This window comes from Comamonas piscis, assembly GCF_014109725.1.
In the GTDB taxonomy this organism is placed as follows: domain Bacteria; phylum Pseudomonadota; class Gammaproteobacteria; order Burkholderiales; family Burkholderiaceae_C; genus Comamonas; species Comamonas piscis.
Genome location: NZ_CP058554.1, coordinates 1,930,038 through 1,951,699, shown reverse-complemented (window position 1 = coordinate 1,951,699; position 21,662 = coordinate 1,930,038). Strand labels below are relative to the sequence as shown.

At 62.2% G+C, this 21,662-nt stretch carries 19 protein-coding genes; 8 read left to right on the top strand and 11 right to left on the bottom strand.

Going from position 1 to position 21,662, the window contains the following annotated elements; all coding sequences use genetic code 11:
* Nucleotides 1-115: 115 nt before the first annotated feature.
* From HS961_RS08680 to HS961_RS08670, 3 genes are all read right to left on the bottom strand, one after another.
* Nucleotides 116-322, bottom strand: a complete 207-nt coding sequence (locus tag HS961_RS08680) for a hypothetical protein (RefSeq protein ID WP_182327317.1) — start codon at nt 320-322, stop codon at nt 116-118.
* 333 nt (nt 323-655) lie between these two features.
* Nucleotides 656-1,669 carry a Bug family tripartite tricarboxylate transporter substrate binding protein gene (locus tag HS961_RS08675; protein WP_238347840.1) on the bottom strand — a complete coding sequence of 338 codons (1,014 nt, stop codon included), beginning with the start codon at nt 1,667-1,669 and terminating at the stop codon, nt 656-658.
* 69 nt (nt 1,670-1,738) lie between these two features.
* The gene (locus tag HS961_RS08670) at nt 1,739-2,107 is read right to left on the bottom strand and encodes a winged helix-turn-helix transcriptional regulator (protein WP_182327316.1); all 369 of its coding nucleotides are present in this window, start codon (nt 2,105-2,107) and stop codon (nt 1,739-1,741) included.
* A gap of 186 nt (nt 2,108-2,293) precedes the next feature.
* On the opposite strand from HS961_RS08670, the gene HS961_RS08665 reads away from it, so the two are divergent.
* Entirely contained in the window at nt 2,294-3,301 is a 1,008-nt protein-coding gene (locus HS961_RS08665) for a zinc-dependent alcohol dehydrogenase family protein (protein WP_182327315.1), read from the top strand.
* A 65-nt stretch (nt 3,302-3,366) separates the two neighbouring features.
* On the opposite strand, the gene ilvD is transcribed toward HS961_RS08665, so the two are convergent.
* Nucleotides 3,367-5,232, bottom strand: coding sequence for a dihydroxy-acid dehydratase (gene ilvD, locus HS961_RS08660; protein ID WP_182327314.1), 1,866 nt, complete (start codon nt 5,230-5,232; stop codon nt 3,367-3,369).
* A 244-nt stretch (nt 5,233-5,476) separates the two neighbouring features.
* A complete protein-coding gene (locus HS961_RS08655; RefSeq protein ID WP_182327313.1) occupies nt 5,477-5,719 on the bottom strand; it encodes a TIGR04438 family Trp-rich protein in 243 nt (80 codons plus the stop codon).
* Nucleotides 5,720-5,876: 157 nt separating this feature from the next.
* On the opposite strand from HS961_RS08655, the gene HS961_RS08650 reads away from it, so the two are divergent.
* Nucleotides 5,877-6,182: a c-type cytochrome gene (locus HS961_RS08650; protein WP_021027702.1), complete on the top strand. Its 306-nt coding sequence runs from the start codon at nt 5,877-5,879 to the stop codon at nt 6,180-6,182.
* 93 nt (nt 6,183-6,275) lie between these two features.
* Here the strand turns inward: HS961_RS08650 and HS961_RS08645 are convergent, their stop codons facing one another.
* Both HS961_RS08645 and acs read right to left on the bottom strand, forming a co-directional pair.
* Nucleotides 6,276-6,740, bottom strand: a complete 465-nt coding sequence (locus HS961_RS08645; RefSeq protein WP_182327312.1) for a LapA family protein — start codon at nt 6,738-6,740, stop codon at nt 6,276-6,278.
* 159 nt (nt 6,741-6,899) lie between these two features.
* Entirely contained in the window at nt 6,900-8,900 is a 2,001-nt protein-coding gene (gene acs, locus HS961_RS08640; RefSeq protein ID WP_182327311.1) for an acetate--CoA ligase, read from the bottom strand.
* Between the two features lie 321 nt (nt 8,901-9,221).
* Here acs and HS961_RS08635 point away from each other — a divergent pair, with 321 nt between their 5' ends.
* The 6 genes from HS961_RS08635 (at nt 9,222) to HS961_RS08610 (ending at nt 16,084) form a co-directional block, all read left to right on the top strand.
* Nucleotides 9,222-9,824: a TIGR00645 family protein gene (locus HS961_RS08635; protein ID WP_182327310.1), complete on the top strand. Its 603-nt coding sequence runs from the start codon at nt 9,222-9,224 to the stop codon at nt 9,822-9,824.
* Between the two features lie 843 nt (nt 9,825-10,667).
* On the top strand, nt 10,668-11,972 hold the full coding sequence (gene proV / locus HS961_RS08630; protein ID WP_182327309.1) for a glycine betaine/L-proline ABC transporter ATP-binding protein ProV: 1,305 nt from the start codon (nt 10,668-10,670) through the stop codon (nt 11,970-11,972).
* On the top strand, nt 11,969-13,237 hold the full coding sequence (gene proW, locus HS961_RS08625) for a glycine betaine/L-proline ABC transporter permease ProW (RefSeq protein WP_182327308.1): 1,269 nt from the start codon (nt 11,969-11,971) through the stop codon (nt 13,235-13,237). Before proV ends, proW begins: the two co-directional genes overlap by 4 nt.
* A 161-nt stretch (nt 13,238-13,398) precedes the next feature.
* Nucleotides 13,399-14,406: a glycine betaine/L-proline ABC transporter substrate-binding protein ProX gene (gene proX / locus HS961_RS08620; protein WP_238347925.1), complete on the top strand. Its 1,008-nt coding sequence runs from the start codon at nt 13,399-13,401 to the stop codon at nt 14,404-14,406.
* A 228-nt stretch (nt 14,407-14,634) separates the two neighbouring features.
* On the top strand, nt 14,635-15,648 hold the full coding sequence (gene proX, locus HS961_RS08615; protein ID WP_182327307.1) for a glycine betaine/L-proline ABC transporter substrate-binding protein ProX: 1,014 nt from the start codon (nt 14,635-14,637) through the stop codon (nt 15,646-15,648).
* A 115-nt stretch (nt 15,649-15,763) separates the two neighbouring features.
* Nucleotides 15,764-16,084 (top strand): YkgJ family cysteine cluster protein, encoded by a 321-nt coding sequence (locus HS961_RS08610; protein ID WP_182327306.1) that lies wholly within the window; start codon nt 15,764-15,766, stop codon nt 16,082-16,084.
* 29 nt (nt 16,085-16,113) lie between these two features.
* Here HS961_RS08610 and rtcA read toward each other — a convergent pair whose 3' ends face one another.
* The 4 genes from rtcA to HS961_RS08590 all read right to left on the bottom strand — a co-directional run bounded on the left by rtcA (nt 16,114) and on the right by HS961_RS08590 (nt 21,477).
* Nucleotides 16,114-17,184 carry an RNA 3'-terminal phosphate cyclase gene (gene rtcA, locus HS961_RS08605; RefSeq protein WP_238347839.1) on the bottom strand — a complete coding sequence of 357 codons (1,071 nt, stop codon included), beginning with the start codon at nt 17,182-17,184 and terminating at the stop codon, nt 16,114-16,116.
* 51 nt (nt 17,185-17,235) lie between these two features.
* Nucleotides 17,236-17,892: a zinc-ribbon domain containing protein gene (locus tag HS961_RS08600; RefSeq protein ID WP_182327305.1), complete on the bottom strand. Its 657-nt coding sequence runs from the start codon at nt 17,890-17,892 to the stop codon at nt 17,236-17,238.
* A gap of 44 nt (nt 17,893-17,936) precedes the next feature.
* Nucleotides 17,937-19,157 carry an RtcB family protein gene (locus HS961_RS08595; protein WP_182327304.1) on the bottom strand — a complete coding sequence of 407 codons (1,221 nt, stop codon included), beginning with the start codon at nt 19,155-19,157 and terminating at the stop codon, nt 17,937-17,939.
* A gap of 742 nt (nt 19,158-19,899) precedes the next feature.
* A complete protein-coding gene (locus HS961_RS08590) occupies nt 19,900-21,477 on the bottom strand; it encodes a vWA domain-containing protein (RefSeq protein ID WP_182327303.1) in 1,578 nt (525 codons plus the stop codon).
* Nucleotides 21,478-21,662: the final 185 nt, after the last annotated feature.

The window sequence follows — 21,662 nt, the reverse complement described above, 5'->3', positions numbered from 1 at the left end:
CTCCCTGCCACGGGCGCGACTCAGCCGCGCCGCATGGCATCTGCAATCAACACAGGCGTGCAGCCGCATGCCGCAGTATCGCGGCCGCAAGCCTGCACATCGGACAGAAGAGAGATCAGCGACTGAAGGGGTCCAACGCAGCCGATGCCGAAGAGGAATGCGCAGCGCCCTTGCCCATCGGGGCGCGGCGGCGCAGCATCGGCGCGAGCTGGTGTGCCATGCGGCGGGGCGAGCCCAGGCCGCAGCAAGGCGTAACAGCCCATGGCGCAGCCTTGCGTCGCAGTGCGCGCAAGAGGGCCATCGAAGACATACGCAGTGTCATGAAAAGCTCCCACACCCGGCATGGCGGCGCGCTCCAAAGGCGCTCGCCACGGGGCAAGACTGGAAGATCGAAATGGGATGCGTTGGGTGCGTAGGTCTGTCTAAAAGAAACTACGGCGCCTAACAGCTGCCCGCCTGGTTCGGCAAGGCAGCGCGCAAAGCTGGGGCGTTTGCGATTACCTTGCCTGTGGTCGGTTGGCCGCTGGCCAACAACTCGGTAAGTCCACAGGGTTACTCCTGATAAAAAAGCTGGCCGGATTGTAGATCAAGCCCCCAAAAACCACCAGTGATTTGGAAGGTAGACATCAGGCTTTACCTGCGCTTTTCAGAAAGCTCAGTCCAGCACCAGTTTGCGCTGCTGCACCAACTGCTGGATCTGGGTGCGCGTGTCGCTGATCAGCTGCGCAAACTGCTGCGGACTGCCGCCCATGGGCACGACACCCAACTGCTCCAGACGCGCCTGCACCGCAGGTTGGTGCATGGCATCGCGGGCGGCGTGGTTGAGGGTATTGATGACGGCGGGCGGCGTGCCAGCAGGGGCCACCAGGCCAAACCAGGTAATGGCCAAGCGGTTGAGCGCCGGGTAGCCCGCCTCGGCCAAGGTGGGCACATCAGGCAGCGCTGGCAACCGCTGGGGCGCGGCCACGGCAAAAGGGATCAGCCGCCCGGATTGCACCAGGCTGCTGGACGAGGGGTACTGGTCACTCAGCACCTGGGTCTCGCCCGACAAGGCACTGTTGATCACCGGCCCCTGGCCCTTGTAGGGAATATGGCGCAGGCGCACGCCTAGCGTCTCGTTCATCGCCTCGGCAATCAGGTGGCCGATGGAGCCCACGCCGGCCGAGCCGATCGTGTAGTGGTCGGGCTTGGCGCGCAAGGTGGCCACGAGGCCCTGCAGATCCGCCACGCCCAGGCTGGGATGCGTGGAGAACACCGACGGTATCTGCGCCAGCGCGATGACCGGTGCCAGCGCTTCAAGCGGATCGCGGCGTACGGACTGGAGCATCACGGTATTGACGGCCAAGGTGCTGATCGTCCCCACACCGATGGTGTAACCATCGGACTGGGCACGGGCCACTGCCTCCGCCCCAATCAGGCCCGCAGCGCCTGCCTTGTTCTCCACCACCACCGGCTGGCCCAGCGGCTCGCGCATCGCTTCAGCGATCAAGCGGGCCACGATATCGGTCGAGCCACCGGGTGCAAACGGCACCACCAGCTTGATGGGCTGGCTGGGGTAGCCGCGCCGCTCCAGTGCCTGCGCCTGCGCATGGCCGGCCCATGCCATGCCCAGGCAGGCCAGAACGGGCAGCAGCGCTATAGGGCGCAGAAATGGATTGCGGGACATCATGGCAGGTGAATGCTAAAAATCAGAGACGGGAATTATCCTCCCGAGCGCCTGATCAGCGCCAGCCCATCGCTAAGCGGCGCAACTTGCCTGTACACCCGGCCCCTCATCCTGCATGCCCTGACTCTGCGCATAATCTGTGCCCCAGTCGCGCATGGCTATCAGCACCGGCTGCAGGCTGCGGCCCAGGTCAGTCAGCGCATAGTCCACACGCGGGGGCACTTCTGCATACACGGTGCGCGCGACGATACCAGCCTCCTCCAGCTCGCGCAGCTGCAAGGTCAGCATGCGCTGGGTGACATTGGGGATGGCGCGCGCCAGCGCGCTGAAGCGCTTGGTGCCATGCATCAGGTGGAAGAGCACAATCGGTTTCCAGGTGCCGCCCATCACGGACAAGGTGACCTCCACGGCACAACCACTTTTGCTGTTCAAGCGTTTCATAAGACTCTCCGGGGGCGGACGACAACGCTCCGATCCTAGCGCCAAGCCCATACCCATGCATTACTTACATTTTTAATACTAGGCCACAAATATGTCGGTTCTGGCTTTTTAGGGCGATGGCTCGCATGATGGCTTGGCGGCTGCGTGGTGCAGCCTTGTGATACCCACTGAGGAAAGAGGAATTCCATGAAAGCCATTCAAGTTGCCGCCCCCGGCGGTCTGGACCACCTGCAACTGGTTGACCTGCCAGCGCCCGCAGCGCCCCGCGCCGGAGAGATCCAGGTGCGCCTGCATGCCAGCTCGCTCAACTACCACGACCTGGCCATTGTGGCTGGCCGCTCCCCCACCGCCGATGGCCGAATTCCGATGGCCGATGGCGCAGGTGTCGTGATGGCCGTCGGCGAAGGCGTGACCGAGTTCGCGGTCGGTGATGCGGTGGTGTCCTGTTTTTTCCCGCTGTGGCAATCCGGCAAGCAAGTGCCCTCCACCTTTGCCACCGTGCCGGGCGATGGCGTGGACGGCTTTGCACGCGAGCAGGTCACGATGGCTGCCACGGCCTTTACCCATGCGCCCAAGGGCTACACCCATGAAGAAGCCGCCACCCTGACCACCGCAGGCTTGACGGCCTGGCGCGCCTTGGTGGTCGACGGCCGCATCGAAGCCGGGCAAACCGTGCTGGTGTTGGGCACTGGCGGGGTATCGATCTTTGCGTTGCAACTGGCCCATGCGATGGGCGCCAAGGTGATTGCGACGACCTCCAGCGCCGCCAAGGCCGAGCGCCTCCGCGCCCTGGGTGCCGACACCGTCATCAACTACCGCGACCAACCCAACTGGGGCGATGCAGTGCTGGAAGCCACCGGCGGGCGCGGCGCCGATATCGTCGTAGAGGTGGGTGGCCCGGGCACCCTGCCCCAGTCCATCCGTGCCTGCGCCCCCGGCGGCCACATCGCTTTGATCGGCGTGCTGACCGGCTTTGCTGGCGAGGTGCCTACCGTGGAGCTGATGCGCAAACAGCAGACCTTGCAGGGCCTGATCGTCGGCAGCCGCGAGCAGCAGCAAGACCTGGTGCGCGCGCTGGACCACCTGCCGCTGCGCCCGGTGATCGACAGCCGCTACCCGCTGGAGAAAATGGCCGATGCCTTTGCGCACCAGCTCAGCGCACAGCACTTCGGCAAGATCTGTCTGCACTGGTAAATCAGGGCGACAAAAAACCGCCCCGGGCCTGCGCCTGGGGCGGTTGTTCGTTGGGCTCAAGGCAATCAGTCCAGCAGCGAAATATCGCGCACCGCGCCCTTGTCGGCCGAGGTCACCAGCTTGGCGTAGGCCTTCAAAGCGGTAGACACCTTGCGCGGACGGGGTTTGGCAGGCTTCCAGCCCAGCGCATTCTGGGCTTCGCGGCGCTTGGCAAACTCCTCGTCGCTCACCAGCGCATTGATAGTGCGGTTGGGGATGTCGATCAAGATGCGGTCGCCGTTCTGCACCAGGCCGATGGCACCGCCTGCTGCCGCCTCGGGCGAGCAGTGGCCAATCGACAGGCCCGAGGTACCGCCGGAGAAGCGGCCATCGGTCAGCAGCGCGCAGGACTTGCCCAGGCCCTTGGACTTGATGTAGCTGGTGGGGTAGAGCATCTCTTGCATGCCGGGGCCGCCCTTGGGGCCTTCGTAACGCACGATCACGATATCACCGGCCTTGACCTTGTCGCTCAGGATGTTCTCCACGGCTTCGTCCTGCGATTCGACCACATGGGCCGAGCCCTCGAACACCAGGATCGAGTCATCGACACCGGCGGTCTTGACCACGCAGCCATCGAGCGCGATATTGCCGCGCAGCACCGCCAGGCCACCTTCTTTGGAGAAGGCGTGTTCGTAGGAGCGGATGCAGCCTTCGGCGCGGTCCAGATCCAGGCTGGGCCAGCGCGTGCTTTGGCTGAACGCCACCTGGGTGGGAATGCCGGCAGGGCCTGCCATGTAGAAGGTGCGCACGGCCTCGTCTTCGGTGCGCACGATGTCCCACTGGTCCAGCGCGTCCTTCATGGTCTTGGCATGCACGGTGGGCGCATCGGTGTGCAGCTTGCCAGCGCGGTCCAGCTCACCCAGGATGGCCATGATGCCGCCTGCGCGGTGTACGTCTTCGATGTGGTACTTGTTGGTATTGGGCGCCACCTTGCACAGCTGCGGCACGGTGCGCGACATGCGGTCGATGTCGGTCATCGTGAAGTCGATCTCCGCCTCTTGCGCGATCGCCAGCAGGTGCAGGATGGTGTTGGTCGAGCCGCCCATTGCGATGTCCAGGGTCATCGCGTTCTCGAACGCCTTGATACCGACTGCGCGTGGCAGCAGGGTGGCTTCGTCTTGCTCGTAGTAGCGCTTGGCCAGGTCCACGATCAAACGGCCTGCGCGCTTGAAGAGTTGCTCGCGGTCCGAGTGGGTCGCTACCACGGTGCCATTGCCTGGCAGCGCCAGGCCCAGCGCTTCGGCCAGGCAGTTCATCGAGTTGGCGGTGAACATGCCCGAGCAGGAGCCGCAGGTCGGGCAGGCCGAGCGCTCGACTTCAGCCACATCGGCATCGCTCACACTGCTGTCAGCGGCCATCACCATGGCATCGACCAGATCAAGCTTCTTGATCTGGATGGTCTTGCTGCCGTCAGCGGCAGGCACGGCCAGGCGCACCTTGCCGGCTTCCATCGGGCCGCCGGACACAAACACCACGGGGATGTTCAGGCGCATCGCGGCCATCAGCATGCCGGGGGTGATCTTGTCACAGTTGGAGATGCAGACCATGGCATCAGCACAGTGCGCGTTGACCATGTATTCGACCGAATCGGCAATCACTTCGCGGCTGGGCAGCGAGTACAGCATGCCGTCGTGGCCCATCGCAATGCCATCATCGACGGCAATGGTGTTGAACTCCTTGGCAACACCACCTGCAGCCTCGATCTCGCGGGCTACGAGCTGGCCCAGGTCCTTCAGGTGCACATGGCCTGGCACGAACTGGGTAAAGGAGTTCACCACCGCAATGATGGGCTTGGAGAAGTCGTCGTCTTTCATGCCGGTGGCACGCCACAAAGAGCGGGCACCTGCCATGTTGCGACCGGCGGTAGAGGTTTTGGAACGGTATGCGGGCATCGTGGTGACGAATCAGTAAACAATAAGAATGCGGCCTGTCTTGCATAGTGCGGGCCTGGATATACGCCAGGGCCAGCGGGCAAGTTGGCGAGAACCTCTTGAGTGCACGCCGATGTGAGCGCTGATTATGGCGCAGCCGGGCAAATGACGGAGACACTCGGGTTCCAGCCAGTAAAGGCGGTAGGGGCAGCGGGCGGATGGAAAAAAACCGCCCCCAGGCGGTTGCTGCGCGGCAGCGGCGGCCTTAGCGGCGCCTGCGGGCCGATTGGCCCAGCGCTTCCTTGGACTTCTGCAGGCGGCGCTGCTTTTTCAGATCTTCCTGCTCCATCGCCTTGCGTTTGGTGTAACCCGACCAGTCGGCCCAGGCCCACCACAGGGCGGCCAAGCCAAAGGGAGCGAGCACCATGGTCCAGGACCAGGCTGCCACCGGGCCGATTTCCAGGTGCTTCATCAGCAGCAGAATGATCCCCAGGATCAGAAAATACATGGTCACTCCATCTTCTTGGTCTCTGAGCCGCTTGGGTATCGGGCACGTAAAGTGTTCTGACTTGCGGAACATCCTGGCATCGGCGCAGTTCTAAGAACTTGTTCAAAGCAGCGAGCCATTAGAATTAATGTACCTCATGCGCTAAGGAGATAACACGATGAACCGTATTCTGATTGCCACGGCACTGGCCTTGTCGGCCAGCGCACCTGCGTGGGCTGATCAGGCATTGGCCCAATCCAAGAACTGCATGGCTTGCCATTCGGTCGACAAGAAAGTGGTGGGCCCCGCATTCAAAGATATTGGCGCCAAGTTTGCCGGCCAGCCCGGAGCCTCCAACATGCTGGCCCAGAAGATCATCAAAGGCAGTGCCGGCGTCTGGGGTCCCGTGCCCATGCCCGCCAACACCCAGGTCAGCGAAGCCGATGCCAAGAAGCTGGCCGACTGGGTGCTGACCCTCAAGTAAGCACCGCATCGCATGCAGGTCGGGCCTGGCGGCCCATCACAGCAAAAAACCACCTCGCGAGGTGGTTTTTTGCTGGCCGCGCGGGTGCGGCTCTTAAAAGGTGTTGCGCGGTGGTTCAGTGTGACGCATACGATCCTCAATCTGGCCCAGATAGGCCGCATTACTGTTGTCCGACTCCTGCGCGCGGGCTACCAGGTGGGTTTCCAGCTCCGTCAGACGGGCCAGCAGCACCGATTGGCCAGCCGCATGCTGGCTCTCCAGCACCTGGCGCAGTTCGGTAAAGCGCGATGCCTCAGCCTTGTCGGCCAGTTCGCGCTGGGCTGTCATCTCTTTGTTGTGGCGGCGCGCTTCCAGCATCACGGAGCCCTGCAAGGACAGCACATACGCCAGGAAGATGACGCAGAGCAGAACCGTCAGCGCCAGCATCAACACGCCCAAGGGGGCGTGGATGGTAGTGAGACCGAGATTGACCTCGGAAGGCGTGGACAGCACTTCCCAGTTGAGGGCTGCCAGACCGCCGATGAGCACGGCGATGATGAGAAGAAGAATGCTGCGCATAGTGGAATTTGATGGCATTAATAGAACGCATAGACCATAGCACGGTCCATGCGCGATGGCTTGTCAGCCAATGCTGGCACTTTTCCAGCGCTTCTTCAGCTTTAACAACAAGTTGGCACGCTGGGATACCCCAGCGCGCCATTTGTTGACATTTGCCGATCAGTGCGTGTCGGACAACTGGTCGAGGATCGCCGGGTTCTCCAGGGTGGACGTGTCCTGCGTTATCGCCTCGCCCTTGGCAATCGAACGCAGCAAGCGGCGCATGATCTTGCCCGAGCGGGTCTTGGGCAGGTTGTCGCCAAAGCGGATGTCCTTGGGCTTGGCGATCGGGCCGATCTCCTTGGCCACCCAGTCACGCAGCTCCTTGGCAATCTGCTTGGCTTCCTCGCCGGTGGGGCGCGAGCGCTTGAGCACCACAAAGGCGCAAATGGCCTCACCCGTCATGTCATCGGGGCGGCCCACCACGGCGGCCTCGGCCACCAGATCGGTTTTGGACACCAGCGCCGATTCGATCTCCATCGTGCCCATGCGGTGGCCCGAGACATTCAGCACATCGTCAATACGCCCGGTGATGCGGAAGTAACCGGTCTTGGCATCGCGCACCGCGCCGTCGCCGGCCAGGTAGATGCTGCCGCCCATTTCTTCGGGAAAATAGGCCTTCTTGAAGCGCTCGGGGTCGTTCCAGATCGTGCGGATCATCGACGGCCAGGGCTTGCTGATCACCAAAATACCGCCGGTGCCGTTAGGCAGCTCCTTGCCGGTCTCGTCCACGATCTGCGCCACGATGCCGGGCAGCGGCAAGGTGCAAGAGCCCGGCACCAGCGGGGTGGCACCTGGCAGCGGCGTGATCACATGGCCGCCGTTTTCGGTTTGCCAGAAGGTATCCACAATCGGGCAACGCTCGCCGCCGATGTTCCGGTAGTACCACATCCAGGCTTCGGGATTGATAGGCTCGCCCACCGATCCCAAAATGCGCAAGCTGCTCAGGTCCCAGTTGCGCGGGTGTACCTTGTCATCCGAATCGGCGGCCTTGATCAAGGAGCGGATGGCCGTTGGCGCGGTGTAGAAGATGGAGACGCGATGGCGCTCGATCATCTGCCAGAAGCGGCCCGCGTTCGGGAAGGTCGGCACGCCTTCAAACACCACCTGGGTGGCACCAGCGGCCAGCGGGCCGTAGGCAATATAGGTGTGGCCGGTGATCCAGCCGATGTCGGCGGTACACCAGAACACATCGTTGGACTGGAGGTCAAAGGTCCACTCCATCGTCATCTTGGCCCAGAGGATATAACCGCCACTGGCGTGCTGTACGCCCTTGGGTTTGCCAGTGGAGCCGCTGGTGTACAGAATGAAGAGCGGGTGCTCTGCGTTGACCGGCACCGGCGCGCAGTCCTTGCTCTGGCCGGCCAGTGCCTCACCAAAGCTCAGGTCTCGGCCTTCCACCTTGTTCCAGGCCGTCTGGGTGCGCTCATACACCAGCACCTTTTTGACGGTGTCACAGCCACCCATCGCCAGAGCGTCATCCACAATCGCCTTCAGCGGCAGCTCCTTGCCGCCGCGCATCTGGAAGTTGGCGGTGATGATCAGCACCGCGCCGGCATCGATCACGCGCTCATTGACCGCCTTGGCCGAGAAACCACCAAAGACCACCGAGTGGGTGGCACCAATGCGCGCGCAGGCCTGCATGGCCACAATGCCCTCGACTGTCATCGGCATGTAGATCAGCACCCGGTCGCCCTTTTGCACGCCCTGCGCCTTGAGCGCATTGGCAAAGGCGCCCACACGGTCCAGCAGCTCGCGGTAGGTAATCTGGCTGACCTGGCCGTCGTCGGCTTCAAAAATGATGGCGTTCTTGTTCTCGACCGGCGTGCCGATGTGCTTGTCCAGGCAGTTGGCGCTGACGTTCAGCTCGCCATCCTGGAACCACTTGAAAAACGGCGGGGTGCTTTGGTCCAGCACTTCGGTGAATGGCTTGGTCCACTGCACATGCTCGCGGGCCCGGTTGGCCCAAAAGCCTTCAAAGTCGGATTCAGCCTCGGCGCACAGCGCCTGGTAGGCCTCCATGCTGCCAACGCGGGCGGTGGCCGACAGGCTGGCGGGCGGGGGGAATACGCGGTTTTCGACCAGAACGGATTCAATCGTTCCTTGGGCTGGGGCTGTCATGGGTTGTCTCCTTTGCAAACATTGTAGGTATGAAAATCGCTGCTACTGTGGACCGCAGCACTTACAGGCGTCTGACAGCGCAGCGCCACCCGCCAGCGCGTCCGATAGCCAACGCCAACCGCTTTGGCCGCATGAGGAATTTTGCCAATCGCCACACTGCAGACGCAGGCCGCTGGCTACAATGCGCGACGCTCTTTTTTGCTGCATTTCCGCACTTGCTGAGCCAGCACCCAGGCAAGCTGGCATCCACCTCAGCACTGGCCGGACCAACAATACATTCCAAACCTGCTGCAGGGCGCTCTCTCCACTACACCCTCCACCATGTCTCTCCCTCAAAACGCTCCTCTGCGCCCCTTGCCGGCCATGATTTTCGCCAGCCGCTGGCTGCAGCTTCCCCTCTACCTTGGCTTGATCGTCGCCCAGCTGGTGTATGTCTGGCATTTCCTGGTCGAGCTGCTGCACCTGGTCGAAGCTGCCTTTGGCAGTGAAACGGCGCTGCGCATCCTCGTCACCTCGGTGGGCTATTCGCCCGATATCCAGATCACCGCCCTCAACGAAACCATCATCATGCTGGTGGTGCTCGGCCTCATCGATGTGGTGATGATCTCCAACCTGCTGATCATGGTCATCGTTGGCGGCTACGAGACCTTTGTCAGCCGCATGCACCTCAACCGCCACCCGGACCAGCCTGAATGGCTGGGCCATGTGAATGCCTCGGTGCTCAAGGTCAAGCTGGGCCTGTCCATCATCGGCATCAGCTCCATTCACCTTCTGAAGACTTTTATCAATGCACCCAATTACAGCGAGAAGGTGCTGATGTGGCAGACCATCATCCATGTGGTCTTCCTGCTGTCTGCCTTGGCCATTGCCTGGACGGACCGCATCCTGCACCCAATCGGCCCTGCGCACAAAGACAGCCACTGATACGGCCGCATCTGTCGCCCAGATCCCAGCCCCGCCCTGAGCGGGGCTTTTTCTTGGACGCATGGCGACCGGCGCTTGCGGAAAAGTCCTACAAAGCCATCGACGGATTTCAGTTATCAGCAGGTATTTACCCCCAAAAGATGGCATTCATACAGCAAGGCGCAGCATCGGAGCGCAATTGCTAAAATTAGGGTTTTTCGGGCGCAAGCCAGAACTCAAATTGAAACTATATGTATCATGCGGTTCAAATACCGGCACCGCCTGATCCGACCATATTTGGTTTTTTGATGCTATAAAAAAAGTAGCATCACGGAAATCAACTGCTGCAAATGGCCGGATGCGCAGTCAAATTAGCCCGGATGAAACCCGCTTTTTTTGACTTCTATATTTCCAATAAGTATACTTAGCGAATGTTTTACAACCTGCAACGCAGGTAATCCGTGTCTTTCTGACAGATGCGGATCGTCTCCGTCGGGTCTTTGGCAACAGGCCAGAGTCCGTCAACAGGCCGGAATGTTCCCGGCCCTGATGCCCCGGCGTGGTGGCCTTCTTACAGTGCCCACTGCGCTCGCGTGATTGAAACGATCGGGTTTCAATGCGCACGAGAGACCCTGTCCCTGGCTCGACCCTGAAGCCCCGCGCTTCTGGCATGCACGCCCGGTACAGGCAGAAATTGTTGGTCACATTGTGTGTCCCGCCCACGAGGGCTTGCCATGGCTGTCGCCTCGACAGCCAGGCGCAGCTATCGGCATCAGGGTTGAGAAATGACGGTCCCGTGCTGGACGACGCCCTTCGAGGGCGTCTTCAGCGTTGTAGCCACTACAACTCAGGGAGGAGCCAATCATGGCCAAACAAATCCGTATCGAGCACGTTTTCAAGGTGTTCGGAGATTCCCCAAAAGCCGCACTGGAACTGGTGCGCAAAGGCGCCACCAAGCAAGAAGTCATGGAGAAGACCGGCAACTCCATTGGCGTGTTTGACGCCAACTTCACCATCGAAGCCGGTGAGATCTTTGTCGTCATGGGCCTGTCGGGCTCGGGCAAATCCACCTTGGTGCGCATGCTCAACCGCCTGATCGAGCCCACCAGCGGCGCCATCGTCGTCGATGGACAGGACATCAACCAGCTGTCCGACAGCAAGCTGCGCGCGCTGCGCCGCAAAGATATCTCGATGGTATTCCAGTCCTTTGCACTGATGCCGCACCTGACCGTGGTGGAGAACACCGCCTTCGGGCTGGAGCTGGCCGGCGTGAACCGCCAGGAGCGCCTGAGCGCTGCCGAGCAAGCGCTGGAGCAAGTCGGACTGGCCGGCTGGGGCGGCAGCTATCCCGATGAACTGTCTGGTGGCATGCAGCAGCGTGTGGGCCTGGCCCGCGCGCTGGCGTCTGATCCCTCGATCCTGCTGATGGACGAGGCCTTCTCGGCACTCGACCCGATCATCCGCACGGAGATGCAGTCCGAGCTGATGCGCCTGCAGGAAATCAAGCGCCGCACCATCGTCTTTATCTCGCACGATCTGGACGAGGCCATGCGCATTGGCGACCGCATCGCCATCATGAAGGACGGCATGGTCCAGCAGGTCGGCACGCCTGACGACATTCTGCGCAACCCCGCCAACGACTATGTGCGCGCCTTTATCCAGGGCGTGGACGCGGCGGCAGTGTTCAAGGCCGCCGACATTGCGCGCCGAGGCATCACCATCGTCAAGGAAAGCGACCAGCGCGGTGCCCGTGCCGCCATGCAGCTGCTGCAGGACGAAGACCGCGACTTTGCCTATATCGTCTCGCCCCGCAAGCAGTACCTGGGCACCGTCTCGATCGAATCCTTGCGCAACGCCTTGAAGGGCCATGTCGGCCCGCTGGGTCTGCAGCATGCCTACCTGGACAAGGTCGAGCCGATTGCCGAAGACGCGCTGGTTGCCGATCTGTTTGGCCAGGTCGCGCAAGCGCCCTGCCCGCTGCCGGTGCTGCGTGCCGATGGCCGCTTTGTCGGTGCCATCAGCAAGAACACCTTGCTGCGCTTCCTGGACCGCGACACCCCGCCGGTGCCCCCCACCGACCCTGCCGTGATCGCCATGCAAGCGGCCACCGAGGCCGCTGCCGCAGAAGCCGCCAACACGGACAACAACGACAACAGGAGTGCCGCATGAGTACCTACAACACGATGACCATCGCGCAGAACACTGCCGCTGCGGATCCTTGGGCAGATACCGCCTCGACCTCTTCGAGTGCCGCCACCGCATGGACCAGCACCGACGCCGCCAGCACCCCGGCACCCGCTGCCGTGAGCGATGACCCCTGGCAGGCTGTTGGCAATGTCTCGGGCAATACCGACTGGCTGGGTGGCCCCGATGCCGTCGGCCAGACCGCTGATGCGGCCCAAGCCGCCGCCCAGCATGCACAAGCGGCCCATGACAGCGGCTTTCAGCTGAGCCAGCTCTGGGACGGCAGCCTGCCGGTGCAGGACTGGATCAACAGCGGCCTGACCTGGGTCGTGGCCAATTTTCGGCCCTTCTTCCAGACCGTGCGCGCGCCGATTGACGGCACGCTCACGGGGGTAGAGCATTTTCTGACCGCCATTCCGATGGTGGCCATGGTGGCCATCCTCGCGCTGATCGCCTGGCAATTTGCCGGCGGCGCACTGGCTATTGGGGCCGTGGTGTCGCTGCTGATCATTGGCATGCTAGGCATCTGGCATGAGGCCATGGTGACCCTGTCGCTGGTGCTGACCTCATTGGCCTTCTGCATCATCATCGGGCTGCCGCTGGGCATTCTGCTGGCCAGCAGTGACCGTGCGCAGAAGTTCTTCCGCCCAGTGCTGGATGCCATGCAGACCACCCCGGCCTTTGTCTACCTGGTGCCGGTGGTGATGCTGTTCGGCATTGGCAATGTGCCGGGCGTGGTGGTGACCATTGTGTTTGCGCTGCCGCCGCTGGTGCGCCTGACCAACCTGGGTATCCGCCAGGTGCGCCCTGATTTGATCGAAGCCAGCCGCGCCTATGGCGCCTCGCCGATGCAATTGCTGTGGAAGGTGCAGCTGCCCCTGTCCATGCCCTCGATCATGGCTGGTATCAACCAGTCGCTGATGCTGTCGCTGTCGATGGTGGTGATCGCCTCGATGATCGCCGTGGGCGGCTTGGGCCAGATGGTGCTGCGCGGTATTGGCCGTCTGGACATGGGCCTGGCTACCGTCGGCGGCTTGGGCATTGTGCTTCTGGCCATTCTGCTGGACCGCATCACCCAGGCCATGGGCCAGCCACGCCGTGGTGTGCGCCACTGGTGGCAAACGGGCCCCGCCGGCATCATTGCCCGCGCCCTGAACAAGCCCCAGGCTAGCCCTGCGCCACAAGCGCTGGCACAGCCGCAGCAACCCGCTGCCACCCAAGCAGGCCAGAACGCCATTCCTGCCGCCTGATGCGCCCGCCGAGCGCCGCGCCCCTTGCCCAGCGCAGGAGGCAGCGGTGCTCCGCACCACCGCTAGTTGGCGACGCGCCCCGCGCGCGCCACACCCCAGAACAAGGAGCATTCATGACATTCACCACCCACCCCTGGCAAGCCTTTGCGATGCCGACCCGCATGGTCAAAAGCCTGCTGGCCACCAGCTTGCTGGCCGCTGGCCTGGTCGCTGCTGGCCATGCCATGGCCCAGGATTTGCCCGGCAAGGGCATCAAGGTCCAGCCGCTGCAAAGCTCGATCGCCGAGGAAACCTTCCAGACCCTGCTGGTCAACAAGGCGATGCAAAAGCTGGGCTATGACGTGCAGCCCATCCGCGAGGTGGAATACGCCACCGCCCACGTGGCCATCGGCAACGGCGACGCCACCTATATGGCCGACCACTGGGATCCCCTGCAGGCCGATTTCTATAAGAACGCCGGCGGCGCCGACAAGCTCTACCGCGAAGGCGAGTACTCGACCAGCGCGGTGCAAGGCTATCTGATCGACAAGAAAACCGCCGACGAGCACAAGATCACCAATGTTGAGCAGCTCAAGGACCCAAAAATTGCCAAGCTGTTTGACACCGATGGTGACGGCAAGGCCGACCTGACAGGCTGCACCCCCGGCTGGGGCTGCGAAGGCGCGATCGAGCACCAGCTAACCGCCTACCACCTGCGCGATACCGTCACCCACGTGCAAGGCACCTATGCGGCGCTGATGGCCGATACCATCTCGCGCTTCAAGGCCGGCAAGCCCATCCTGTACTACACCTGGACGCCCTACTGGGTCAGCGCCGAGCTACGCCCCGGCCGCGATGTCGTCTGGCTGCAAGTGCCGTTTACCGCGCTGCCCGGCAACCAGGCCGATCTGAAGACCGCCCTGCCCAACGGCAAGAACTACGGCTTTCCGCTGAATACCCAAAAGATCGTCGCCAACAAAAAGTTTGCCGAGGCCAACCCTGCGGCTGCCAAGCTGTTTGCGATCATGCAGCTGCCGGTCTCCGACATCAATGCCCAGAACCTGGCAATGAAGGACGGCCAGAACAAACCCGCCGATATCGAGCGCCATGCCGACGGCTGGATCAAGGCCCACCAGGCCGAGTTCGACGGCTGGATCAAGACGGCACTGGACGCCGCCAAGGCGCCGTAAGCCTCCCGCACGCCCGGCACGCCCTTGCCGGGCCGGTGCGGCCCACCACGGCATGCCGCCGTGCCAACCGGTGCAGCGCCAGCGCTGCCACCTCGAAGCCCCGCAAGCTGAACGCAGACCATCCAGCCTCACCGGCCTGGCCTGGCCTGGGTTCGCCTTGTCCCAGGGCTCCCATGTTCCCTCTCGGTGTGCGCCTTGTGCACCGCGTTTCAATCCAAGGAGAAGACCATGACAGATAAAAACTACCTCAAGCGCCCGGTTCACCTGGCCTGCACCGCCGCCATCGCGCTGATGGCATGGGGCCCCATCGCCCAAGCGCAGGACCTGCCCGGCAAAGGCAAGGATGTGCTGCCCCTGCTGGGGACCGTCGACGAGGAAATGTTCCAGACCCTGATCGTCTCGCGCGGCCTGGAAAAGCTGGGCTACAACGTCAAGGAGCCCAAGGGGCTGGAGAATGGCACCCAGCACGTGGTGGTGGGCCAGGGCGATGCCACCTTCATGGCCAACCACTGGATTCCGCTGCACCAGGAGTTTTATGAACGTAATGGCGGCGCCAAGGTCTTCTACCGCGAAGGCATGTTCTCGACCAATGCGGCCCAGGGCTACCTGATCGACAAGAAGACGGCAGAGAAGTACAAGATCACCGACATCATGCAGCTCAAGGATCCCAAGATCGCCAAGCTGTTTGACACTGATGGTGATGGCAAGGCGGATCTGACCGGTTGCAATCCCGGCTGGGGCTGCGAGCTGGCGATCAACAAGCACTTGAAGGGCCTGGACCTGGAAGGCAGCGTGACCCACCGACAGGGCAACTATGCGGCGCTGATTGCCGACACCATCGCCCGCTATAAATCCGGCAAGCCAGTGCTCTACTATGTCTGGACCCCCTACTGGGTCAACGGCGTGCTCAAGCCCGGCCAGGATGTCGTCTGGCTGCAGGTGCCCAATGTGCCCAACGCCAAGGGCGATGAGGACACCCGCCTGCCTAATGGGAAGAACTATGGCTTTAAGGTGAACAACCAGTACATTTTGGCCAACAAAAAGTGGACCGGTGCCAACCCGGCCGCCGCCAAGCTGTTTGCCACCATGCAGGTGCCTATTGAAGACATCACCGCACAAAACCTGCTGATGCGCAATGGCGAAAACAAGACCGCCGACATCCAGCGCCATGTGGACAGCTGGATCAAGAACCACCAGGCCAAGTTTGATGGCTGGGTGAAGGACGCGCTGGCCACCAAGTAAGCCTGGCGCCTGCCGCACTGCACCCCGAGCCCGCTGACCCAGCGGGCTTTTTTGTGGCTTTCAGCGCCGCAAAACTACAATACCGGCCAAACAACGCCCACGCCCCCCACGCCCGATGACTCACCCTTGCCTCAGTTGCGGCGCCTGCTGCGCCAGCTTTCGCGTTGATTTTTCAGTCCATGAATGCGACAGCAATGGCGGCCGCGTGCCCTCGGGCCTGGCCGAAGAGGTCAACGGATTCACCTGCCGCATGCGGGGCACCGACTACGCCAGACCACGCTGCGCAGCCTTGACCGGCACCATCGGCCAGCAAGCGGCTTGCGGCATTTATGAATGGCGCCCCTCCCCCTGCCGGGAGTTTGCCGCCGGCAGCGAGGCCTGCAACAAGGCACGGTTGCGGCATGGCATGCAGGCGCTGGAGGCTGGGCTTTACTGAGCAGCCCGCCCGCCCCGCAATCGACTGCGCTACAGCGGCGTGATTTGCACCACCGGCGCACTGGCCGTTTCGATCGACATGCGCAGCGGCAGAAACTGCGCAATCACCGCCATATTGCTGTGCAGGTGCTCGGTGGCCTCGCTGCAGCTGAAGGAGGCCGGCTGGCCGCTTTGCCACACGGCCAGCGCCTGCAGCAGCAACAGCTGGTCGGCCAGGTAGGCGCCGACAGCGGCATCGGGCTTTTTCTGGTAATCGCGCACATCTTGGCAGAGCTTGCGCGCCACCGCTTCGGACGACACGCCATGCGCCCCGAGGCACCAGAACAGCTCGGTGACATGGTCGTAGCGCAAGGTGGCCTGCAGCAGATTGCCCGGGCCCTCCTCCTGGCTGACCGGCAGCAGTGCCATCGCGCGCCGGTCCCAACCAGTCAGCCGCGCCAGCTCATCGAACTCGCGCATCGCCACCCCACGCGGCACGGCCGCGCAGACCGCCTCCACCGCCACATCCTGCAGCATGCCGCGCGCCAGCAGGTCAAAAGGCTGCAGCCCAGCAGCCGCCGGGCTGATGCAGGCCAACGCCTCGCCCCCACCCGCAGGGTAAAAACCAAAGCGCCGCAGCCGCATATCCAGCCCCGCACCCATGCGCGCCACCAAAGGCGCATAGGCCCGCTCGATAAAGTGAAAGTTCGGCGCCAGCGGGTTGTGCGTACCGCCTGACAGTTGCACCGTGCTCGCAGCGTCAGCCATCAGCAGCGCCGGCAATACCGTCTGCAACACCAGCATCGCACTGCCCGCGCCCGAGATCGGGAAGCGGTAGTCCCCCGCCTTGAGCGTCGCCGGCGCAAACTGCAGCTCCGTCACCCCTGCGCCGATGGGCGACAGCTGTGCATCACTGATGGTCTGCGCCGCCTGCACACAGGCCAGGTGCTGGCGCATCAGGCCCGGCTTGGACCGCTTGGCCCGGATGCTGTGCATCGCCAACGGCCTTTGGGTAATAACCGACAGCGCCAGCGCCGTGCGCAAAATCTGGCCACCGCCCTCGCCTTGCGAGCCGTCGACCTCGACCAGGCCCTTTTCTATTAAACGGCTTGAAATTTGCATTGGAATCGTTTCCCTCTCTCTGTGTTCTTCTTCTGATCTATTTGGATGGGCTCAGTGGCCAGGCAGCGCAGCACCCATGGTGGCGCGCGGATAGCTTACTACCCGGCAGACGCGATGCACACCGGGACGCAGCTCCAGCTCGCGCCGCAAGATGCGGTCGATACGCGGCGCCCAGCTGCGCTCCAGGCTCAGCGCTTCCAGCTGCGCATGCGCTGGCTGATCGCCAAACTGCACCCACCACCAAGCGAGGGCCTGCGCTGCCAGGCAACGCAGATCCGGGGCCTTGGCTTGCAAGGCTGTATTCACACGGGCACGGGCAGACGCATCGGGGCGGGCACGCCATAGCGCACGCAAAGCCGCCATCTCGGCCGCATCGCAATGGCTTTGGCGCCAGGCGCGGTGTCGGGCACGGCAGTCCTTGCAGCGGCTGGCACCGGCATACAAATTGCCTTGCACTTGCTCGCACCACCACTTCTGGTCTTGGGCGGTCCAGACACAGGTTGCACCGCAATCACAGCAGTGGTAGCTGATATCCACGTAGTAACCAACATGGCAAAACGATTGCCCATGAATCAGGGCCAGAAGCTGCGTATCTGCTGCCAAGGCGCCGTGCGGCATGGCCGGCAACAGGGCCACTTCGCGCTGCCGCTCCATACGGGCCCAACGGCGTTGCTTGATCTCTGTCTTGCGTTGCTTATTGCTTTTCATCACCCTTCTCCTCAAGGGCGCGGCCCCTCGGCCGCCCCACTTTCCTACCCCTTCACACACACCACCTGCTTGAGCGTGTACACCACCTCCACCAGGTCGCTCTGCGCCGCCACCACCGCGTCGATGTCCTTGTAGGCCATGGGGATCTCATCGATCACCTCGGCGTCCTTTCGGCATTCCACCCCTTCGGTGGCGCGCATCTGGTCCTCCACGGTGAACAGCTTCTTGGCCTTGGTCCGGCTCATCGTGCGACCGGCACCGTGGCTGCAGCTGTTGAAGCTCTCCGGGTTGCCTTTACCGCGCACGATAAAGCTCTTGGCCCCCATGCTTCCCGGGATGATGCCCAGCTCACCCTGGCGGGCGCTCACGGCGCCCTTGCGGGTCACAAACACCTCCTGGCCAAAGTGGGTCTCGCGTTGCACATAGTTGTGGTGGCAGTTCACCGCTTCCAGGTGCGTCTCGAACGGTTTGGTGATCACTTTTTTGAGCGCGTGGATCACGCGAATCATCATCACCTCGCGGTTGGCACGTGCGAACTTTTGCGCCCAACCCACCGCTTTGACATAGTCCCCAAAGTAGGCTGCGCCTTCTTCAAAATAGGCCAGGTCCTTATCGGGCAGGTTGCGCTGGTGCAGCTCGGCATCCTTCTTGGCCAGCTCGATAAAGTGGGTGCCAATGGCGTTCCCCACGCCGCGCGAGCCCGAGTGCAGCATGATCCACACGGCCTGGTTTTCGTCCAGGCAGACTTCGATAAAGTGGTTACCACCGCCCAGGGTTCCCAGGTGCTTGTAGTTGTTGGTGTTCTTGATGCTCGGGTGCGCTTTGCAGATCTCCTCAAACTCTTTCACCAGCCCCGTCCAAGCGGCATCGGTTTCCTCAGGCGGCGTCTCCCAGCTGCCCTTGTCGCGGCCATAGCGCTTGGGGGTCATACCAACAGGCACTGCACGCTCGATCGCAGCGCGGATCGGCGCCAGGTTGTCGGGCAGATCACTGGCCGTCAACGTGGTCTTGCAGGCCATCATTCCGCAACCCAGGTCTACCCCCACCGCAGCCGGGATGATCGCCTTGAGCGTGGGCACCACCGAGCCGATGGTGGCACCGATCCCCAAGTGCACATCGGGCATCACCGCCACGTGCTTGAACACCACCGGCAGGCGCGAGATATTGGCCAGCTGGTTCTGCGCTTCGGCCTCGACCGGCACGCCATTAGTCCACATCTTTACGGGCACGCCGTTGGGCACTTGCATTTCGTTGTATTGCGACATTTCTTAGCTCTCTTCTTTATCTTCACACCGCTGCATGACAGCGATGACTTTGTAGGGCGGTACACGGTGAGCACCTCTGGGCTGCGACCAGGGTTTGGTGAAACACTTCCGGTGCTCTGGCACTGAGCTACAGGCTCAAAGAACCTGGCGGGATTCCAACCCGCACCTCCGGATTCGGATGTAGTTCCACCGGCATTCGCAGCCAGCGACGCAAACCTTCCCAAAAAACACTATCCAAACAAAAGCGCGACTAGGGTCGGCAAGACAACTGCCATACCGGTTTCCCGGCTGAGGATTCGAACCCCCGGCGTTCCAGATGTAGTCTTGCAAGCATTCGCGCAAACCAAAAATCTCATACAGATGGGTACCCTGCAGCGACTAAAAAGGTGAAATATTTTTCGCGCTCTACCCATGAGCTACGACTTACGTCGGCAGGACTCGAACCTGCTACCTCGAGCGTAACGAGCCACTAACACGACCCTTGATACGTCGTTGCCAAGCCTTGTCGTACTAAAGTACTGCCTGCGGCTTGACGCCTAGTCTCAACCGCAAACCTTCGGTTTGCTGGGCCGTGTTAGCCGCTCTAAAGGCTGTAATTTCACCGGCATTCGCCGCAAACCACCCAAACTTTTTAAACCAGATCAACTTTCGGTATCCACCGTTGGCGACTAGAAGATGGGGTGACGCAACAGTTTAAAAATGTAGTCACACCAGCATTCGCCAACAGCAGATAAAACACAGCTCATTGGGCAGGCAGCACGATCTGCTCTATCTCACCTACCCAATGTTCGGCACCCAGCTTGCCTTCGGTAAAACGGGCCACCACATCAAATACCGCATCGCTGAAACCACCGATATTCAAGATATCGGCGCGCTCCTGCGCCTGCGTCGTTCCGTAGGGCTGGATGTCAATGCACACCAGCTTGGCAGCGGGGTTGCGTTGCTTGATGCGCGCCCATTGCTGCATCGTCTCCGTCGCACCCGCACGCTTGCCATCCACCCAGGACTCGTTGTCCGAGACCAGGATCACCAGGTCCACCGCTGCCTTCTCGTCGGCCAGCAGCTTGAGCGGCGCACTGCAGTTCGTGCCGCCTCCGCCCACATCCGCCAAGCGGGTGGCATTGGTCATCACCGAATCACGGCCGTTGAGCGACAGCGACACCACCTTGCACTCAAAGGGCAGCACACGCGCCTCACGGTTCTTGCGCAGCACGGCAGCAGCCATCAGGCCCGCCACATCAATGCAGCGCACATTGCTGGTAGCCCCTGCCCGGTAGCCCGTTACCGACGCGCTCATGGACCCGGAGACATCGGGGCAGACGGCAACCCGGCCCGCAAATTGCGGCACGTTGGCCGTCGCCAGCTCCATCGCATCCTGCAGCGCCTCTGCCACGGCAGCCGGCACCTGCTGGCCCGCAGCCTTGTAGGCCGACAGCAGCTGGTAAGGCATCGCACGCGCCTTGGCCACGGCTGCCGCATCCTGCAGCTTGGCAGCTACGCGCTCGGCCATACCGGGCAGCTCAAACACACCATGGCGTCCAAAGGTGTTCAGGTTCTGCCGCAGCATCTGCCACGAACCCTGGCTCGCCATCTGCGCCCACTGCTGCGCACCCAGGCCCAGCGCGGTCAGCATCTGGAAGGGCACCTCCGGCACCTGCTCGGGCATCTGGCCCTGGGCCACTACACGCTTGAAGCGCTCGAACGCCAAGGTAATGGGTGGCAGGCTGGCCTCGTCATACGACTTGCCAATCAGCCAGGCAAACCAGGCAGCGCGCCATGCCTCCTGGGGCTTGGGATGCACCATCTTCACCACATCGGCGAGCGACGGCTGGCTTCCGACGGCGGCGTGGAGCAACTGCTTTTCCGTCGCCGCAAGCAACCACTGCTGCACCAGCTTCTTGGGCCGGGTACCGAGCGACTTGCGCCCCAGCACCCCGCTGCGCAGGATCTGCACAAAATTGCGCAGCATCTTGCCGTTGTCCACCACGCGGGGAAAGATTTGCGCCAGCAGCTCCACATCACGCACGGCCAGCACGGCGGCCAAGGTGGCAGGCATGTCCTTCATATAGCCACGCTCACGGGCATAGATGGCCGTCTTGGCAATAAAGGGCGCCTCCACCTTGGCCAGCACCTCCATCAGTTGCGAGAGCTGGTCCTGCGGGCTGGCATAAAAAGTCTGGCTCAGGCAGCCGGTCAGCGCCATTTGCGCCAGCTGGTGCTGCGGGCCGAATGCATAGGCCGCCACACCCGATTGGTTGGTGGCATCCGCCGTTGCCAGCTGGGCGCCCTTGTAGGTTTGAAATAGTTGCAGGTTGACCATGGTGTTCTTCTTTCTTGTTCATTCAACGCCTCGGGAAAGCAGAGACCCTGCTCTGCTTTCCCCAACACACGCCACATGGCGCTTGCATGGTTAATTGCCAAAAGCGTGCCAACTTTTATATCGGGAACAAAAACACCAATAAATCGTTGATTTATATCGAATCTTGCGTAATTCCAAGAATCCCA

What these genes read in the sequence shown, in the direction of transcription:
- HS961_RS08600 (WP_182327305.1), bottom strand. Translation starts at nt 17,892, where the DNA reads ATGAAAAGCAATAAGCAACGCAAGACAGAGATCAAGCAACGCCGTTGG.
- proX (WP_238347925.1), top strand. Translation starts at nt 13,399, where the DNA reads ATGGTCAAAAGCCTGCTGGCCACCAGCTTGCTGGCCGCTGGCCTGGTC.
- HS961_RS08675 (WP_238347840.1), bottom strand. Translation starts at nt 1,669, where the DNA reads ATGATGTCCCGCAATCCATTTCTGCGCCCTATAGCGCTGCTGCCCGTT.
- acs (WP_182327311.1), bottom strand. Translation starts at nt 8,900, where the DNA reads ATGACAGCCCCAGCCCAAGGAACGATTGAATCCGTTCTGGTCGAAAAC.
- HS961_RS08595 (WP_182327304.1), bottom strand. Translation starts at nt 19,157, where the DNA reads ATGTCGCAATACAACGAAATGCAAGTGCCCAACGGCGTGCCCGTAAAG.
- HS961_RS08680 (WP_182327317.1), bottom strand. Translation starts at nt 322, where the DNA reads ATGACACTGCGTATGTCTTCGATGGCCCTCTTGCGCGCACTGCGACGC.
- rtcA (WP_238347839.1), bottom strand. Translation starts at nt 17,184, where the DNA reads ATGCAAATTTCAAGCCGTTTAATAGAAAAGGGCCTGGTCGAGGTCGAC.
- HS961_RS08650 (WP_021027702.1), top strand. Translation starts at nt 5,877, where the DNA reads ATGAACCGTATTCTGATTGCCACGGCACTGGCCTTGTCGGCCAGCGCA.
- proV (WP_182327309.1), top strand. Translation starts at nt 10,668, where the DNA reads ATGGCCAAACAAATCCGTATCGAGCACGTTTTCAAGGTGTTCGGAGAT.
- HS961_RS08610 (WP_182327306.1), top strand. Translation starts at nt 15,764, where the DNA reads ATGACTCACCCTTGCCTCAGTTGCGGCGCCTGCTGCGCCAGCTTTCGC.
- HS961_RS08655 (WP_182327313.1), bottom strand. Translation starts at nt 5,719, where the DNA reads ATGTATTTTCTGATCCTGGGGATCATTCTGCTGCTGATGAAGCACCTG.
- HS961_RS08645 (WP_182327312.1), bottom strand. Translation starts at nt 6,740, where the DNA reads ATGCGCAGCATTCTTCTTCTCATCATCGCCGTGCTCATCGGCGGTCTG.
- proW (WP_182327308.1), top strand. Translation starts at nt 11,969, where the DNA reads ATGAGTACCTACAACACGATGACCATCGCGCAGAACACTGCCGCTGCG.
- HS961_RS08665 (WP_182327315.1), top strand. Translation starts at nt 2,294, where the DNA reads ATGAAAGCCATTCAAGTTGCCGCCCCCGGCGGTCTGGACCACCTGCAA.
- HS961_RS08670 (WP_182327316.1), bottom strand. Translation starts at nt 2,107, where the DNA reads ATGAAACGCTTGAACAGCAAAAGTGGTTGTGCCGTGGAGGTCACCTTG.
- HS961_RS08635 (WP_182327310.1), top strand. Translation starts at nt 9,222, where the DNA reads ATGTCTCTCCCTCAAAACGCTCCTCTGCGCCCCTTGCCGGCCATGATT.
- HS961_RS08590 (WP_182327303.1), bottom strand. Translation starts at nt 21,477, where the DNA reads ATGGTCAACCTGCAACTATTTCAAACCTACAAGGGCGCCCAGCTGGCA.
- ilvD (WP_182327314.1), bottom strand. Translation starts at nt 5,232, where the DNA reads ATGCCCGCATACCGTTCCAAAACCTCTACCGCCGGTCGCAACATGGCA.
- proX (WP_182327307.1), top strand. Translation starts at nt 14,635, where the DNA reads ATGACAGATAAAAACTACCTCAAGCGCCCGGTTCACCTGGCCTGCACC.